The 15,963-nt window shown below is 41.8% G+C and carries 15 protein-coding genes; 9 read left to right on the top strand and 6 right to left on the bottom strand.

What is annotated here, in order from left to right; genetic code table 11:
- Window positions 1-40: 40 nt before the first annotated feature.
- The 5 genes from FLL46_RS12820 to FLL46_RS12800 all read right to left on the bottom strand — a co-directional run bounded on the left by FLL46_RS12820 (window position 41) and on the right by FLL46_RS12800 (window position 5,507).
- Window positions 41-883 (bottom strand): glycosyltransferase, encoded by an 843-nt coding sequence (locus tag FLL46_RS12820; RefSeq protein WP_142893956.1) that lies wholly within the window; start codon window positions 881-883, stop codon window positions 41-43.
- A gap of 77 nt (window positions 884-960) precedes the next feature.
- Window positions 961-2,157 (bottom strand): MFS transporter, encoded by a 1,197-nt coding sequence (locus FLL46_RS12815; RefSeq protein ID WP_142893954.1) that lies wholly within the window; start codon window positions 2,155-2,157, stop codon window positions 961-963.
- Window positions 2,151-3,056 (bottom strand): phytanoyl-CoA dioxygenase family protein, encoded by a 906-nt coding sequence (locus FLL46_RS12810; protein WP_142893952.1) that lies wholly within the window; start codon window positions 3,054-3,056, stop codon window positions 2,151-2,153. The genes FLL46_RS12815 and FLL46_RS12810 overlap by 7 nt, the downstream gene beginning before the upstream one ends.
- Before the next feature lie 92 nt (window positions 3,057-3,148).
- On the bottom strand, window positions 3,149-4,408 hold the full coding sequence (locus FLL46_RS12805; RefSeq protein WP_142893950.1) for a DegT/DnrJ/EryC1/StrS family aminotransferase: 1,260 nt from the start codon (window positions 4,406-4,408) through the stop codon (window positions 3,149-3,151).
- A gap of 22 nt (window positions 4,409-4,430) precedes the next feature.
- Complete coding sequence (locus FLL46_RS12800) at window positions 4,431-5,507, bottom strand: PseG/SpsG family protein (RefSeq protein WP_142893948.1); 1,077 nt, start codon at window positions 5,505-5,507, stop codon at window positions 4,431-4,433.
- 280 nt (window positions 5,508-5,787) lie between these two features.
- Here FLL46_RS12800 and FLL46_RS12795 point away from each other — a divergent pair, with 280 nt between their 5' ends.
- From FLL46_RS12795 to FLL46_RS12765, 7 genes are all read left to right on the top strand, one after another.
- The gene (locus FLL46_RS12795; protein WP_142893946.1) at window positions 5,788-6,138 is read left to right on the top strand and encodes a polysaccharide biosynthesis protein; all 351 of its coding nucleotides are present in this window, start codon (window positions 5,788-5,790) and stop codon (window positions 6,136-6,138) included.
- 98 nt (window positions 6,139-6,236) lie between these two features.
- Window positions 6,237-7,199 (top strand): glycoside hydrolase family 16 protein, encoded by a 963-nt coding sequence (locus tag FLL46_RS12790; RefSeq protein WP_142893944.1) that lies wholly within the window; start codon window positions 6,237-6,239, stop codon window positions 7,197-7,199.
- Between the two features lie 117 nt (window positions 7,200-7,316).
- Window positions 7,317-7,628: a BufA1 family periplasmic bufferin-type metallophore gene (locus FLL46_RS12785; RefSeq protein WP_142893942.1), complete on the top strand. Its 312-nt coding sequence runs from the start codon at window positions 7,317-7,319 to the stop codon at window positions 7,626-7,628.
- A 2-nt stretch (window positions 7,629-7,630) separates the two neighbouring features.
- On the top strand, window positions 7,631-8,554 hold the full coding sequence (gene bufB / locus FLL46_RS12780) for an MNIO family bufferin maturase (RefSeq protein WP_142893940.1): 924 nt from the start codon (window positions 7,631-7,633) through the stop codon (window positions 8,552-8,554).
- Window positions 8,545-9,426, top strand: coding sequence for an HvfC/BufC family peptide modification chaperone (locus tag FLL46_RS12775; RefSeq protein ID WP_142893938.1), 882 nt, complete (start codon window positions 8,545-8,547; stop codon window positions 9,424-9,426). The genes bufB and FLL46_RS12775 overlap by 10 nt, the downstream gene beginning before the upstream one ends.
- 29 nt (window positions 9,427-9,455) lie before the next feature.
- Complete coding sequence (locus FLL46_RS12770; protein ID WP_142893936.1) at window positions 9,456-9,944, top strand: sigma-70 family RNA polymerase sigma factor; 489 nt, start codon at window positions 9,456-9,458, stop codon at window positions 9,942-9,944.
- Window positions 9,941-10,615, top strand: coding sequence for a hypothetical protein (locus tag FLL46_RS12765; protein ID WP_142893934.1), 675 nt, complete (start codon window positions 9,941-9,943; stop codon window positions 10,613-10,615). The genes FLL46_RS12770 and FLL46_RS12765 overlap by 4 nt, the downstream gene beginning before the upstream one ends.
- Before the next feature lie 49 nt (window positions 10,616-10,664).
- Here the strand turns inward: FLL46_RS12765 and FLL46_RS12760 are convergent, their stop codons facing one another.
- The gene (locus FLL46_RS12760) at window positions 10,665-11,351 is read right to left on the bottom strand and encodes an SDR family oxidoreductase (protein ID WP_142893932.1); all 687 of its coding nucleotides are present in this window, start codon (window positions 11,349-11,351) and stop codon (window positions 10,665-10,667) included.
- Between the two features lie 355 nt (window positions 11,352-11,706).
- Here FLL46_RS12760 and FLL46_RS12755 point away from each other — a divergent pair, with 355 nt between their 5' ends.
- Window positions 11,707-12,216 carry a hypothetical protein gene (locus FLL46_RS12755; protein WP_142893930.1) on the top strand — a complete coding sequence of 170 codons (510 nt, stop codon included), beginning with the start codon at window positions 11,707-11,709 and terminating at the stop codon, window positions 12,214-12,216.
- Window positions 12,217-12,452: 236 nt separating this feature from the next.
- Window positions 12,453-15,674 (top strand): GlyGly-CTERM sorting domain-containing protein, encoded by a 3,222-nt coding sequence (locus tag FLL46_RS12750; protein WP_142893928.1) that lies wholly within the window; start codon window positions 12,453-12,455, stop codon window positions 15,672-15,674.
- The last annotated feature ends 289 nt before the right edge of the window (window positions 15,675-15,963 follow it).

Here is a 15,963-nt window from a genome sequence, read left to right as displayed (position 1 = left end):
TTTTTAACTCGAAAAAGCAGAATGAATAACTCGCTTGCATTCAGGCCACAGAACGAATAATCGTTTGCCAGTCTTCGGTTAACATGCGCCTGGTTAATGCCAACTGGTGTTTGTTGTGAATGTAATGGCAATTATCATGGCTGGTTTGTGGCGTTGCAGACTCTACCTTTTGGTGAGGGATGTGGTAGGCTAACGCATCCTCTAATAGGGAAAAGCGATGCCCTTCGCGATAGAGACGCAATCCCAGTTCAACATCTTCCCCTCCCCAACGAGTGAATTTTTCATCAAAACCGTCGACACTCTTAAGCAATTCAGTGCTGCAGGATAAATGCCCTCCCCAAAACATTAGCCATGGATGGGCGATAAATCCGTTTTTGTGTCCTATTTCTTTCAGTAATCTTTGGCGACAATCAACGGCATCACGAGCCCCCGATAATCGCTTGAACACAGTAACAAAGTCGAGTAACTCGATGAGTTTCAAATACTCATTTTCAGTTGATTCAAATTCTTCAAAGCCATGACAAAAACCAATATTAATATCATGACTTTGTGAGCTTAAAGCGGTAGCGTGCTGCTGTAATGCGGCTCGCTCTAAGATAACTCCGCTATCGAGAAAAAAAATATTTTTCCCGACAGCCTTATTTAGTCCCATGTTTCTGGCTCTGGCCGCTCTGAAGCCTTTGTCTTCCTGAAATAAATAATGAATATCAAGTTGGCTCCGATAACTTTTGACACACTCCTTAGTGTTATCAGACGAACCATCATCGCAAACAATCACTTCAAATTGATTAACATCAAGTGATTGCTGAATAAGCGACTCCAAGGTATAGCTTAAGATTTTTTCGCTATTGTATGTCGGAATAACAACGCTAAATACTTTCACAATATCGCTCCTAAAAAGATTTATAAATTTTTTCCAATCTGTTTTAAACAATTCAATGTCAATCCACCACTAATAACCTAGCTATTTACCACTACTGGTTGTTGCCAGTGTTTTCTAGAAACTTTAGTCAGTAACATTGATAAGATAGTGATCGCCAGTCCACATCCAGCAACAAAATAAAAACTGACTTTTAATCCAAAATATTCAGAGCCGAATCCAATTAATGGCGGCCCGAGCAAGCCACCTGATGAACCTAACATTGTCACGAGTGATAAACAGGCTGGCCCCTGATTGGCAGACAGCGCATAAATACTTGGTGTAACGATCGCAATCGTTAAACCAACTGCAGCAAAGGAAACAATCGACGCCCACAATCCACCGATAAAAACTCCGATAGACAAAGAAAAGAAAACTAATAGTCCGGCGATAGTTATCAATAAGAGATCATTCGTTTTTTCGCGCAGGCCATCTGCGAGTAAACGACCAACAAACATTGCAAAGGAAAAAGTTAACATGCCGACAGGAATTAACGTATGAGCAACACCGATCACGTCATTAAGATACAAACCACTCCAATCAAACATGCCGCCTTCTATAATCGTGCTGAAAAAAACGGTCACGCCTAAAAGGACAAAAACACCGCTGACGTTCGATTTTTTTTCTTCGGTATTTTTCTCTGTCTGTGCGCTGACATCAATTAAGCGGTGAGTAATTTTCAAAATGCAGAAAATGGAAAAAAGCGAAACGCTTGAAAAGTGAATAAAAAGTGGTAATTCCGCCCACAAGAAAAACATCGACAGTAAGGCAGACGCCCCGACACCTAAGCTGAATATTGCATGTAACCTGGAAATCACCCGGCGCTTTGTTTTTTTCTCTAATTGCGAACCTAACATATTCATTGATGCATTGATCACCGCACAAATGACCCCTTCAAAAAACATGATGATTACAGAAAGAATGTAATTGGTTGAAACCGCTAACAAGGGAAGTAAAACTGCTGCGCAACAGATAGCAATAACTGCGGTACGACGCGCACCAACCTGCGTCAACATGCGTAAAGTAACTGGGTATGCGCAGACAGCCCCGACACTACACCCGAGCAGCATAAGGCCTAATTGCGAATCAGTAATTGCCAGAATAATCTTAAAATCTGCCAGTCGTGATACCCAGGTACCAACATTTAAACCTAGCAATAAAAATAGTAACGCGACTGGGCCAACCAGTCTTAGAGGAAGCTGCTGATTCCGCATCCCTTTAGCAATAAAATTTACCATGACTCTAACCCAACCAGGCGTCGCCCTAACTCAGTCAAGGGTTGAGGTGCAAAAGGTTCTTGAGCAAGTTGTCCATTCCAACCAGTCAACCAGGAAGGCGGAAGTGACTTAAGATAACATTCAACCCGATCAGCTTGCTGTTGAAATAAAACATCCGGCACTCCATACCTTGAATTCGCCTTAAACATACTGATAAATTGAACAAAACGCGGCTTATTATGGTGGGTAGCAACATTCCCATGGGGAAGCCTGCTATCAAATATAATTAAGCTACCAGCAGGCGCTGCTACCTTAACAATTTCTGATTCTTGGCAATCATATACGTCGTGTAAAAAAAGCCCATTGATTTGAAACTGACTAAACCCTTGAGAGTTTTCAAATCTGTCTTCAACGATTTCTCGGTATAATGAAGGAACACAGGCAAATGCCCCCTGCTCCGACTCAGTATCCGTTAAATAGACAAGCCCCTGGTAAACTTCTCCATCGACTTTTCTAAAATCATAATCCCAATGCAATGGATTCTGATCATCACCATATTGCTCAAGATCGTATCGGCATGGCGGCTTGAATGATGCACGATCCATTGTCACCCATAACTCCTTTTCTTCGAGCATCTCACAAAAGGCACGGTAAACATCGGGATCTTGTCTGACTTGCCAGAACGCAGGATGATGATGCATGGGAACTGAGCCAGTTCCATTCAGGGGATTTTCTTTATACCAGGTGGAAGAATCAAACTGCTTAACTTCCATAAAATCACAGATCGCATCGATTGACTGCTGACACAGAGCTTGACTGAGTATAGACTCAAACACCACGTAACCATTTTCCCGCAACGCTGACTTTTTTTGCTCCCAGTAACTTAGATCTCGTACAATTGGTGTTTCTGACTCATTCATAATAGTTATTCCATGTTAATTGTTTGGTGCTAGTTGTGTGATGTTAGTCATCATTGACTGAATGTCTAAGTATTCAGTAAGTAGCCGACCTCTTAGTAATCAGCCATGGGCATCAATGACGTTAAGGTGTCCATCAAGGCTTTTGCACAGTGTTCTATATGTTCCTGATTCCAGTTAGGATGAAGCATCAAGCAAACGGTTCGTTGCGATAAGAGACGAGCCACAGGGCAGATTTTTTCGTCGTAGTTAACTGACTCGGAACAGGTGTACTCAGCAGAATTGAAAGGAAAATTGACCTTGCCAAAACCGACGTGCTGCCTGAACGCTTTCTCCAGATAAGCTTCTGGCCATAACACTTTTGTGAAAGGAACTCCCTGTTGCGTCAGTTGTTGATACAAACGATTGGTATCGTCCAGAGAAAAGCATTCTGAAAGCACAACCGGGTAAATCCAATAGGCATTACGACGGCAGGTGTCATTCAAAGGTAGCTTTAATATGTGGGGGCTAGCTGATAATATTTCATCGTAAATGGCTGCATGCCGGTGCCTGTTTTTCAGATTCCATTCATTGAACCTTCTGACTTCATTGATCCCAATAATCGACTGAATTTCTGTCATTCGATAGTTGAATCCAACTCTATTGTGGATATAGTTTTCTTTTAATTCCATATCGAGCAAATCGAGTTTTTGTTGCGTATCGAATCCATGATCTCGAAATGAACGACACTCCCACGCTAATGAAGTATCATTCGTTGTTACCATGCCTCCCTCACCACCGGTAGTGAAATGTTTGCTTTGGCAAAAACTAAATGCCGCGGCGTCACCCAGTGTTCCAACCTTTCGACCTTTGTAAATGCCACCTAAACATTGCGCGGCATCTTCAATGACCCGCAAGTCATACCTTTGTGCTATTTCTCGAATTGGATCCATATCACAAACAACACCATAAAGGTGGACGACTATTATGGCTTTGGTGCGGCGATTAACTAGCGCTTCTATCCGATTCGGATCAATTGTGTGATCCATTGTCACATCACAAAACACCGGGATCGCGCCTGCCTGTAACACAGCGAAAGCTGTGGCAATAAAACTATAAGACGGAACAATGACTTCATCCCCTGGACCAATTTCCAGGGCACTGACTATAGTGTGCAATGCCGATGTTCCTGAAGAACAACTAATGCCATACTCACTTTCTACCAAGTGGGCAAAACTTTGTTCAAACTCTCGCCCTTTATCACCTGTCCAATAATTAACTTTTCCACTTTTTAGAGGCCGTACAATGTCTTCATAAGTATCGCTATGAAAACTTGGCCAATTGGGGAAGTCTAGTTTATGATTTTTTTTACTCATCGAATTCAATCCTTTCAAAAATTTAAACTAAATGTTCTAATTCTTCACAATTAACGCGAGGCATGGTTTCGTTTTTTCGTTGTAAACTAGTGGCCACTTTCATTTGACTTCTGATAGCCCGATTAATCCGCGTTAATCCATGTTGCAGCTCAAGCCCTTGCATTTTATTTCGCATTTCGAGTCTCTTTTGAAAATTACTCGAAAGCACCAGTAGCTTGTTGAGAATTTGTTGATCGGTAATTAACTCGCAGTTACCACAGTAGAAAAAACCTGCCTCACGGTAAAAAGTATTCAGGCATTCACGAGCATGGGCGGAAATTACAACAGTCGGAACCCCCATCGCGGCGAGTTCAAAGGTTGTTCTTCCGTTTGCTGCGATCGCCATATCAACCTCGCCCATGATTTTAGCGAGGTCGACATCAACTAAAATATTCGCAGTCAGCCTCAACTCAGCCAATTGCTTTACTATCTGTTTTTTCCAACGATATCCGCAGCCCAAAACAACCTGATAACAATATCTTCTAAGCGCAGAATGGGAGCCGACAATATCGATTACTCTTCTGGTCAGATTTGCAGGGTCTTCACCACCAAAAGTTATAAGAATTGTTTTGACTTTAGGAGACAGCTTTTTTTTATTGGCTAAAAAATACTTTGACTTAACGTCGACATACCGGCTGCCATACAGGCAACGAGCAGTATTATTTCCGTCATAAACGGAATTTATTACCAGGTTTGCCATAAAACTTCCGGGACCGATATCATCGATATTGACCGACGAAAGCCCTGACTTTCTCAGCGCTACCATATAGTCTTCCCTCGAATTTAAAATATCGTTTACGACGACGTCTGGCTGGTACTCAATCAATCTCTCGACAATTTCGGAATAACTGTCACAAATCTGAAACCGATTAATATTTTTTGATTCCATAAACGTGCGACCGGCGAAACTACCAGGCGTAAGAATAAAGTTTTTTTCGACATCATCAGCAAATGTTTCCGCGATAGAAAGTGCTCGATAGCAGTGCCCAAGCCCTACGCCAAAACCGCCTTCTACGACGAAACATATTTTTTTTGGAGACAAATCATCCACGCATAACATATCCAGCAACCTTTTAATAAAAATCACTTAAGAATGAAATTGTTTATTTATTTTTCTTTCGCGTGAAATCACAAAAAAATCACGCCACAAACATTATTAAATTTTCATTTTTCGTTTCCTTCCATTTTTAATTTATTTGTTTTTTTGTCATTTTCTTTTTTAATCTAATTTATAGTTGACAGCGCTGTCAATAATAAATTAGATTAAAAATGAACAAGCAAAAAGCATTACAAAAAATTACATTTTGAACTCAAAAATTAACAACTGAGGCGCAGTCATCATGACTACTCAACAGATAAAGTATTTTGTGAAAAATGGTTTACTTGGCAGAAAGACAGTCACAGCAAAAACCAACATAAATTATTCGAATGTAACCAATCGAGTTGTAATGGTAACCGGTAGAATGAAAGCAAATGGAAATGTATTTGTTCTGGATATGGACGAACCGATAAAAATTTATGAACTCGCCAAAAAATCTCATAAAGCTATTTGGATTTGTATCAAAAAATACTTCAAACCAGTCAATGACATTGCTGATATCTTATGGATACAAAATACAACAGAGCAACTATCACCCTCTTGGGAAACTAAGTTACCAGCAAAGGAAAAAGTCAATGAGAATGCAGGCTAACCCGACGACAGTCCACAAAGAAAGAAACTGTCAACTAGTCCAACAAGATTACTATTAGTAAATATGAATAAAACAAGGTCGATAAAAAAGGACAAATAATGAGAAAGAATAGTATTTTACGTGCATGCTTTCCTGTAACAGTTTTATTAATGGCGAGCTGTAACTCAAATCCCAAATTCATGCAAATGGAACCCAAGTCGTCCGATATTTTCTTTGATGACTTAAGTTACACTAACCTCCAATCGTTTTACCACAACAATTGGAAAATAAGAACACAACCTGGGCATCCCGGTATGGAAGGAGCAACTTGGTCGACTGAAGGCGTTTCATTTCATCAAGTCGACGAGAATGAAAAGAATACTTTTCTAAGAATGACTTCAATAACTGATGGCAGTGGAGAAAATACTCGTCATACACAAATTTGTCATGCCAGGAAATACCGAGAAGGCACTTATGCGGCCAGAGTTTACTTTCGTGACGAGCCAACTTTTGGCCCCGATGGTGATGAAGTCATTCAAACCTTCTATACAATTAGTCCGCTGAAATCTCCGATGCATCCAGACTATAGCGAAGCTGACTTTGAATATCTTGGCAATGGCGGTTGGGAAGAAGGTAAAGCACCGGCGATATGGTCGGTGTCATGGGAAACATTTCAATTAGAACCCTGGACAAAGGTGAATGAATATACTCGCACCGAGGGCAGTTTGTCTGGCTGGCATACCTTGGTTTTAACCGTAGCCGACGACAAGCTCAGCTATTATGTCGACGGGAAGCCAATTGGTAAGCATAGTGAAAAAGTTTATCCAGAAGTGGCCATGTCAATTAACTTTAACCTGTGGTTTATGATTAAATCTGAAGAAGAAGCAGAGGGGCGCCCTTACGACTCAACAGAATTGCGACAATACCAGCAAGATATTGATTGGGTGTTTCATCAAAGCAATGTAGCGCTGACCACAAAGGAAGTCGAAAAGCGCGTCGCTCAATTCAGGCAAAACAATATTAACTTCATTGACGAAGTAAAGGAGCACACACCTCCCTTGCCTTCTCCTTGCGGCTTGTAAGACGGGCTGAAAGCCATTTGGAATTTTATCAAAAAAAATTAAACTGGTTGCAATCAAATTCGGCGTCCACTCGTTTATTAGATAGTAGTGACAATCAACTAACGATAGGAAACCATCATGAAACAATCGGTATTAACGGCAATCGCCAGTGTTGCAGCCCTGACTGGCACAATGAGTGTTCAAGCAGTTCCGGATCAGCCAACTCACTGGGAAAAGTGTGCAGGTATTGCTAAAGCAGGAAAAAACGACTGCGGTGCACTTAACGGCAAGCATGACTGCGCAGGGCAAGCGACCATCGATAACTCGAAACATGAATGGGTGTACGTTCCACTGGGAACCTGTGAAAAAATAGTCGGCGGCAAGGTTGCCAAAATAAAACCCGCAAAGGCAAAGTCTGCATCGGCAAAACCTGACAAAACAAAAAGCTAGTCATGAAGATAGCAATTGATTCTCGAAAACAAGATGAGTTCAATGAATCTTTACCAATGAGTTCGCGGTATTTAGCGAACTCAATCGCCTCAGGTAGTGTTGGCTTAGGTTTGCGCGAAGTCCATATCAATCAGATTATTCACCAGGAACATCCCGTTCCCTGGTTTGAGTTGCTGGTAGATAATTGGTTTGCCCGCGGCGGCTTTGTGAATGCAGCACTAATAGGGATCGCAGAGCGATACCCGCTAACTTTACATGGCGTAGGTTTGTCACTGGGTTCAGTTAATCCCCTTAATTGGGATTATCTTGCCAAAGTGAAATACGTATTAGAAACAACAAACGCCTGTTGGTATTCAGAACATTGCAGCTTTTCCAGCTTCGCGAACCAACAAGTCCCCGACCTATTGCCAATCCCCTACACAGAGGAAGCGCTCAATCACCTCGCCTCACGAATTTCCCAGGTACAAGATTATCTACAACAACCGATCTTAATTGAAAATGCCTCATCGTATATTCAATGCTCCTCCAATGAAATGAGCGAACCCACTTTTCTGAAACAGCTAGTTGAATTGACAGGGTGTTATTTACTTTTAGATATCAATAACGTGTATGTTTCCAGCCAGAATCATGGCTGGTGCGCTCATCGATATCTTGAAGAAATTCCCAATGACAAAGTAAGAGAAATTCATCTCGGGGGATACTACCAGCATCACTCAGTGTTAATTGACTCTCACAGCTGCGCACCTAGTGACTCCGTTTGGGCGCTTTACCAGTATTACCTGGCGAATTTCAGAAATGATGTTCCTACTTTAATTGAGTGGGATAACGACCTTCCGACTTTTTCAGCGCTAGTCGCCATTCAACAAAAAGCACTAGGCATGATTAAACAAGCCCAATCAAAGGTTGAACCTAAAATATGCGACTAGCGCAATGGCAAGCAACGCTATTTAATCAAATCGTTTCACCTAACGAGGATTTGTTACAACCTGATTTTCCCGGCTCTGATATCGTTCCTGATAATGCCTTCAATGAATCGCGAATTAGCATTTACCGAAATAATGTCATCGGCGGACTTGAGTCCTGGATACGAAACATTTATTCCAACACACATTCATTACTTGGCGATTACTACTTTTCCGTCCTATGTCGATGTTATATCAGCGAAGTTGAACCGGTAGCAAAACTCGATAACAATTTTGCCGAAAAACTTCCTGAGTATATTGGCCAATTTACTCAGAAAAAAATTTACACTTTGGAAATATCAGCAAAGACAGACAAAACAAAAATGAAACAGCGACTGAAATCTCTTCCCCAACTAATGGATGTGGCGCGATTAGATTGGATTTTACAGAAAAGCTACTATGCGGACAAAAGAAAGACCTGGCCTCAGAACGACTTCTTAAAACTGAGCCCCAAGCAACAAGCCCACCTTACATTTAATCTGTCTCCAGATATCAATTGGCTAAGCTCAGCCTGGGATTTACCATCACTGCTAAGGCTGAATGTGGAACAAACGCTTTCGCCGGAAACCGATCCGTCTATACAATCAGTTCAAAGTAAGTCTTCACGGATGTTTTTGTTAGTGGAGCGCCCGCAGATTAAAGTTAAAATAAAGCAAGTTTCACAAGCAGAATTCGACTTGCTAAACTTAATCAAACAAAATTATTCTTTATCAGATATTGCCTTGCAAGCTGATCATCTCTCAACATTTGTAGCACGATTAATTGAACATGGGTGGATTGACGGGTTTACCCCCAGGTTGCCAGACATTGAAACTAGATTTCGAAGCAATCAATAAAATCAAGGTCTATTAACGATGATGTTGCCATGAACAAAGAAATGCTCAATCAATTATACCGCTATGGCATCTCGTTAACTAATAACGAGGCCAATGCCTTTGATCTGGTGCAATCTGCCATCGAAAAATATCTGATAAAAAAACCGGGAGAACCGGTATCGTTAAAGTACATTCGAAAAATAATGCGCAACCAGTTTATTGATCAATGTCGGCGCAATAATATTATTCCATTCGAGCCCCTCGATGACCATGCGCCATTACTTTCAACAACACACGAATTAGAATCAATGGTCATTGACCATGTTTATATTCATCAGGTAATGGATGAACTCACGACGCTTGAGCGTGAGGTTTTGTTTTTATGGGCTGTCGAAGAACACACCGCACAAGAAATCGCCGATGAACTTCAAGCGCCTCGGAACACTATATTGTCGCGCCTGTTTCGAGTTAAACGAAAAGCCAGGGATATTATAACGCGCCTGGATCGAAATTCCGGCGTCAAGGAGGCAGAGTCATGACTAAAAATGTCAAACAGTCCGTAAAAGACTTTTACTGTGAGTTTGAGCTCAACGACGCTCAAATTAAACAACTGCAAAACCTCACTAATATAGAATCAAGCAATAATAGCGAAAAAGCGGAGATTACTGACGTTCCACAAAATACAGGAAAACTAACTTGGCTTAAGTCCTGTGCAGCGGTGTTACTGGTAGGTGTCTTGACCCTTAGTTTCTATTTTCCGCAATATCAACAGGAAAAAATGGTCTCAGCGATTGTCAGCGAGGTCGCTAAAAATCATTTAAAAATGAAACCACTGGACATAAGCAGCAATCAGTACGCTCAACTTAGAAAGTCACTTGATAAACTTGATTTTTCTATTACCAACTCAAGTTATTTTACTAGTGAACAAGATTCTCTGTTAGGTGCAAGGTATTGCTCTATCCAAACAGTGACCGCCGCACAACTTCGTTTCATTAAGTCCACTGACCAGTTAATCACCTTGTATCAAGTACCCTACGATCATCAGAAACACGCAGATATTCCTGACGTAGAAAATGGCGAACAACCATTGGTTAGATTTAAGTTAGGTTTAAGGGTTGAACTTTGGCAAGAAAAAGGATTGTTGATGGTGTCAACTCAAGCAATCGAAAATGGCTCAGAGAAAGCGCAAATAACACCTTCAAAAGATTAGTTTAGAAACACCAACTTGCATGGATAATAATTGAAAAATAGACGCAAACTTACCAGGGTAACTCCTTGCCCAGGTAATCATAAAATCCACCAGATTTAAATCCGTTACTCCCGGTCAATAACTTAAATATTCCAGCCGCGGACTGTTGCGGAGAAACCTTTGCGTCAGGCCCTCCCAAATCTGTCAACACCCACCCCGGATGAATAGCGATAGTTTTTACGCCTCGTTCAGCCAAGTCAATGGACATACTTTTAACAACTGAGTTCAATGCAGCTTTTGAACTTCGATAAAGATAAGCATTGCCGTATTGATTGGTTGTCATAGAGCCCATTTCGCTACTAATTGCCGCAATTATTTTTTTATCGCTACTGGCGACCGACTCAATCAAGGCTTCGCTAAGCTTGAGCGTGGCAATAGTATTCACTCGAAACACTTCAAGCCAGGGTTCAACTGGCGTATTTCCAAAACGCAATCCACTCGGGCCGTAAATACCGGCAACATTCAGTAACAAATCAATTTTTTGATTTGCGTAAAATTCGCCTAATTGATTGACTTCAGTTTGGTCGGTGACATCCAGGTGATGAATATCAATCCGATTTCCTTCGCTGCCAAAATCAGTCTCAACTTGCTTCGGCTCTCGGCTACAAGCGATAACTCGCCATTTTTGTAGCAGAAATTTTTCCACCAGTGCCTTTCCTATCCCACGGTTAGCGCCTGTAATCAATACGGTCGACATAATTGGCCTATTCAGTTACTTGAGTTTAGAAACACTTAGAAAAGCAAACAAAACTCAAACTAGTTAACGCGAGTTGAATACTAATTAGTGTAGCTCAATTAGCTTTAACACAGAAATTACAGCATAAAATCTAACCTTTAAAAACTTTAATTTTAGTATTCCTAAAAAATGCAATGAAATAGTACCAATAAAAACATTGAATTTTTAATGAACCGAGCTCGTACATATTCACACTTACGTTCACATTATTTTTTGCCTTACGTATAATCTCGCCACGAGAATAAGCTGAACTTATCAGCCCGTTGGTTTTCGATAGCTAACGCTAGAACAAACAATTAATCGTGGGAAATTTATATTGTCTAAGGCTAAAAAAACAACAGTGTTCAGTCGCATATTATTGTGCCTGCTTTCGCTTTACATTGCGGGGTGTACAAATCCCGAACAAACAAAAAAAGAAACTCCTTCCGGTGATAAAAAACCAATTGCGGCTATAGAAAATAAAACTATCAAAGAAAGCACTTCAGGAGAAGCTTCCGCGATGGACAAAACAAGTAGTGATGCGAACCAACTCATTGGCGTCACCGGAATAACCAAGATGGAAAAAGCTTGTGGCTCACTGCCAACAGTAGATCAGAGTAGCTGTAGTGGTGAAGAACTGACTGCAATGCGCCTTACTATTACCCATGAACAATCCAGTCAGGAGTTTAATTTAACGACAGACAAAAATGGCCAGGTAAAACTCAAATTACCAGCTGGTCGATATCGAGTTAACGTGCACAAACTATTGAGCGTCAACCCTGAGCATTTCGAAATATCAGAACAACAAAATGAGTTTAGTTTAACTTTTACTGCACGATTGCCTTAACAACCAGACGTTAATCAGACAATAAAAAATTTGCAAATCAATATTTGCAACGGGCACTGCTGCGCCAGTTATTCCTGTTCTTGTTAATTTCAAGATGGTCGTTCATGAAAAATGATTAAGAAAAACGATGAAGCAATACAAAATTTTTTTTCGAAGGTGAGAAAAAGTAGCCAGCATTCTAATAAAAATAAAATTAAACACTTAATATTATTAACTACTTAACAAGGAAATACATCATGCATAAGTTCTTTAACCGCACGACTGTCGCGGTTTGCGTTTCGACCGCTTTGGTCGCGGGCGCTTCAGGGCTCTACTTTTCAGCTGACAAAACGAACAGTTATGAAAACTTTGTGAATAAGCGCGCTTTCCTGGAACAGAAAAAAGCCAGCAAAGTCGCCAATCCTAAACGATATGACAAACCACAGGAAGCGCTTGACTTTTACGTTAAACAACGCGCGCCAATCGGTTCAAAAGCACTACCGGCTGAAAAATACAGTCACGGATTGCGTCACATGGCCAACATGAATCAGTACTCGATTCGTGCCGACAAGATGATGCCAAGTCGCAATCAGCTGAAGGCTTCTGGTCTGCTCAATAAGGCAACGCCGACCGAGCCAGGTGTAGTTGGAGATTGGGACAACATCGGCCCGGGCAACATTGGCGGTCGTACTCGAACTTTAGTTATTCACCCTGAAACTCCAGAGATTATGTATAGCGCCGGTGTCGCCGGTGGCGTTTGGAAAACCATTGACGCAGGACAAAACTGGTTGCCCCTTGACGACATGATGCTCAACCTGGCGATTACGGGATTAGTCATGTCCCCTACCGAACCAGATACACTTTATGCGGCAACTGGTGAAGGTTTTTTTAATGCTGATTCTCTACGCGGAGATGGTATTTTCAAATCAACGGATGCCGGTGCAACTTGGTCTCAATTAAGCAGCACCGGCGGCAATGTTGATTTCCGCTATGTGAACAAAATTGAAGCTAGCACCGTTACTGAAAACCGTTTATTTGCAGCGACTCGTGCCGGTCTTTTCCGTTCAGATGACGCCGGTGAAACCTGGACAAAACTGATGGACGCGCCCAATAGTGATGGTTGTATGGATGTTAAAGTTCGTACCGACAAAGATAACGATGAGTTATTGGTTTCTTGCGGTTCATTTTCAGGTGCGACCGTTTACCGCAGTACTAATGGCGGTGATGATTTAACTCCAGTAATTGAAGATGAATTTCTTGGGCGTACCACGCTCGCATTTGCTCCCTCAAATCAGGACATTGCTTACGCTTTAAGTGCAGCCAATAGTAGCGACCAAACCGCCTATCGAAATGGTTTTTATAAACTATTCCGCACCGAAGATGGCGGCGCTACCTGGGAAGTAAAAAATTCAAATCAAAATGCCGAAATCGTTAACACCCTGCTACTTTCAAACCCGGTATTTGGATTATTCCCCGAGTGTGGTGGTCCTAATCGTAGCTTTTTCAATCAAGGCTGGTACGACAACATCGTAAAGGTTGATCCTGTTAATCCCGATGTCGTTTGGGCCGGTGGTGTTGATCTTTGGCGTTCCGATGATGCGGGAGAAAATTGGAGCACGGTTAGCCGATGGTGGACCAATTCAAATGACTCTAGTTACGCTCACGCGGATCAACATGAAATTGTCTTTCATCCTGACTACGACGGCGATACGAATAAAACACTATTCGTTGGAAATGACGGCGGTATTCAACGAACCGACAATGCTGACGGAAACACTCTCGGATTACCGGGCATTTGCGGTGCTAATGTCGCCGATGCGGTCAGTTGGACTGGCTTGAATAATAATTTTGGAATTACACAATTTTATCATGGCGCACTATTTCCTGACGGTTCAGTTTACATTGGTGGCACACAAGACAATGGAACCAATTTAGGTCAGGACGCAACAGGTCCACAAGCCTGGTTCGAAATTAACGGCGGCGACGGCGGCTGGGTTGCAGTTGATCCGCGTAACCCTTTAAATGTTTTCACCGAAAACACTCGACTGTCATTGACACGTCAAAACCTTGGGGACGGTAGTTCAACACGCATAACCACCGGTATCGAAGACGGACAGTTATTTCCATTCATCACGCCATTTATGATGGACTCGAATAACCCCGACCGACTTTGGATTGGTAACAATCGTTTATGGCGTACCGAAGATCAAGGTGACACTTGGACTCAGGCGAGCGCACCGACAATCGATAATTCTATTGTTTCTGAATGGGCAGTCGCACCGGGCAACTCAGATAGAGTAATCGCTGGTACTGATTCTGGTACTTTATTAATTAGCACGGCCGCGACTCAGACCACAGCGACCACACAATGGTTAACAGTTCAGCCATCACAAGGTTATGTTTCGGATATTGCGATTCACCCAAATAACAACAATATCACCTACGTGACCTATTCTACCTTTGGCGTACCACACATCTGGAAAACTTTAGATGGCGGTGTCACCTGGAACGCCATTGACAACCAGGGTCAACCGAACGGATTACCAGATGTACCGGTAAACACCATTGTTATTGATCCAACCAACACCGCGCGTATTTTTGTTGGTACTGATTTAGGTATATTTGTTTCTGTTGACGCCGGTCAGAATTGGTCAATTGATGGTAGCGGATTTGCAAATACCGCTGTTGCACATCTTGAGATCAATAATGGCAATTTGTTTGCATTCACCCATGGGCGAAGTGCTTATAAAGTTGAGTTATCGACCTTACCCTCTGCGTTGCCAACCAGCGCTTCAACAGATGAAGATACTCCGTTAGCATTCAGTGCAGATATGTTCAATGCTTTTTATCCAACAACGCCAGAGATTGAAACCGTTGTACTAAGTGCTTTACCAACCAATGGCACGTTAACATTGAATGGTGAAAATGTTACCGAACTAGCACCGGTTGCCATTGCTGAAATCGCTAATCTCTCTTTCGTTCCTGCCAGCAATTTTAATGGCGAAGTGAGTATTGGCTGGCATGTTGAGGCAAGTGATGTTGCAACTTCAACCAGGAATGATTTAAACATCACCGTCAACCCTGTTAATGACGCACCAGTGTTCGCTATCTCACAGCAAGAAACTGAAGTGCAGATAAATCACAGGGGGCTGATTAACGTGTCAACTGTCACTCCAGCTGAAATTCCAACGGACGAAGCCACACAAACGGTAACTTACAGTATCTCTCCGACAACATCAGATATTCTAGGTATTGAGTTTGATGAGAATACCGGTAGTTTACAAGTTAGAGCGATTCCAGACATGGATGGAACTGTGACTTTCACAATTACTGCAGATGATGGCCAAGCAGCTAATTCAACCCACAGTGAGACGGTTAGCTTTAAAGTAACCAGACCACCAAAAGGAAGCGGTAGCTTCGGTTGGCTATCTTTGTTGATACTTCCACTAGTTGCGATGCGACGTAAACTGCGTGGCTAACAACACAGCAATTTGAAGTTAAAAAAGCATGTCAATTGACATGCTTTTTTTATTGCAAACAATTTAAATCACGAACCCTACTTTCGCGACAACTTCAAATTTCATTCTGAAAAAGTTCAAAATAGATTTATTAACGACTTAATAAAAACAACCAACACTTCGAAACAAAACATTGTTTCGTGTTTTTATTTTCTTGAAAAAACATCACTCTTCCTCGTGTTAAGTCATGCGTAACACAGCCTCAAAATCGCCTCAAGAGATAGTCGTTGAATTTTGGTTGAATCGGCTT

The sequence above is a fragment of the Aliikangiella coralliicola genome (genome assembly GCF_007004725.1).
Classification (GTDB): domain Bacteria; phylum Pseudomonadota; class Gammaproteobacteria; order Enterobacterales; family Kangiellaceae; genus Aliikangiella; species Aliikangiella coralliicola.
This window is presented reverse-complemented; position numbering and strand designations above follow the sequence as displayed.

Bases quoted from the DNA above. Each gene is read 5' to 3' on its own strand.
- FLL46_RS12765 (WP_142893934.1), top strand. From the start codon at position 9,941: ATGACTAAAAATGTCAAACAGTCCGTAAAAGACTTTTACTGTGAGTTT.
- bufB (WP_142893940.1), top strand. From the start codon at position 7,631: ATGAAGATAGCAATTGATTCTCGAAAACAAGATGAGTTCAATGAATCT.
- FLL46_RS12750 (WP_142893928.1), top strand. From the start codon at position 12,453: ATGCATAAGTTCTTTAACCGCACGACTGTCGCGGTTTGCGTTTCGACC.
- FLL46_RS12760 (WP_142893932.1), bottom strand. From the start codon at position 11,351: ATGTCGACCGTATTGATTACAGGCGCTAACCGTGGGATAGGAAAGGCA.
- FLL46_RS12810 (WP_142893952.1), bottom strand. From the start codon at position 3,056: ATGAATGAGTCAGAAACACCAATTGTACGAGATCTAAGTTACTGGGAG.
- FLL46_RS12770 (WP_142893936.1), top strand. From the start codon at position 9,456: ATGAACAAAGAAATGCTCAATCAATTATACCGCTATGGCATCTCGTTA.
- FLL46_RS12790 (WP_142893944.1), top strand. From the start codon at position 6,237: ATGAGAAAGAATAGTATTTTACGTGCATGCTTTCCTGTAACAGTTTTA.
- FLL46_RS12815 (WP_142893954.1), bottom strand. From the start codon at position 2,157: ATGGTAAATTTTATTGCTAAAGGGATGCGGAATCAGCAGCTTCCTCTA.
- FLL46_RS12775 (WP_142893938.1), top strand. From the start codon at position 8,545: ATGCGACTAGCGCAATGGCAAGCAACGCTATTTAATCAAATCGTTTCA.
- FLL46_RS12795 (WP_142893946.1), top strand. From the start codon at position 5,788: ATGACTACTCAACAGATAAAGTATTTTGTGAAAAATGGTTTACTTGGC.
- FLL46_RS12805 (WP_142893950.1), bottom strand. From the start codon at position 4,408: ATGAGTAAAAAAAATCATAAACTAGACTTCCCCAATTGGCCAAGTTTT.
- FLL46_RS12785 (WP_142893942.1), top strand. From the start codon at position 7,317: ATGAAACAATCGGTATTAACGGCAATCGCCAGTGTTGCAGCCCTGACT.
- FLL46_RS12800 (WP_142893948.1), bottom strand. From the start codon at position 5,507: ATGTTATGCGTGGATGATTTGTCTCCAAAAAAAATATGTTTCGTCGTA.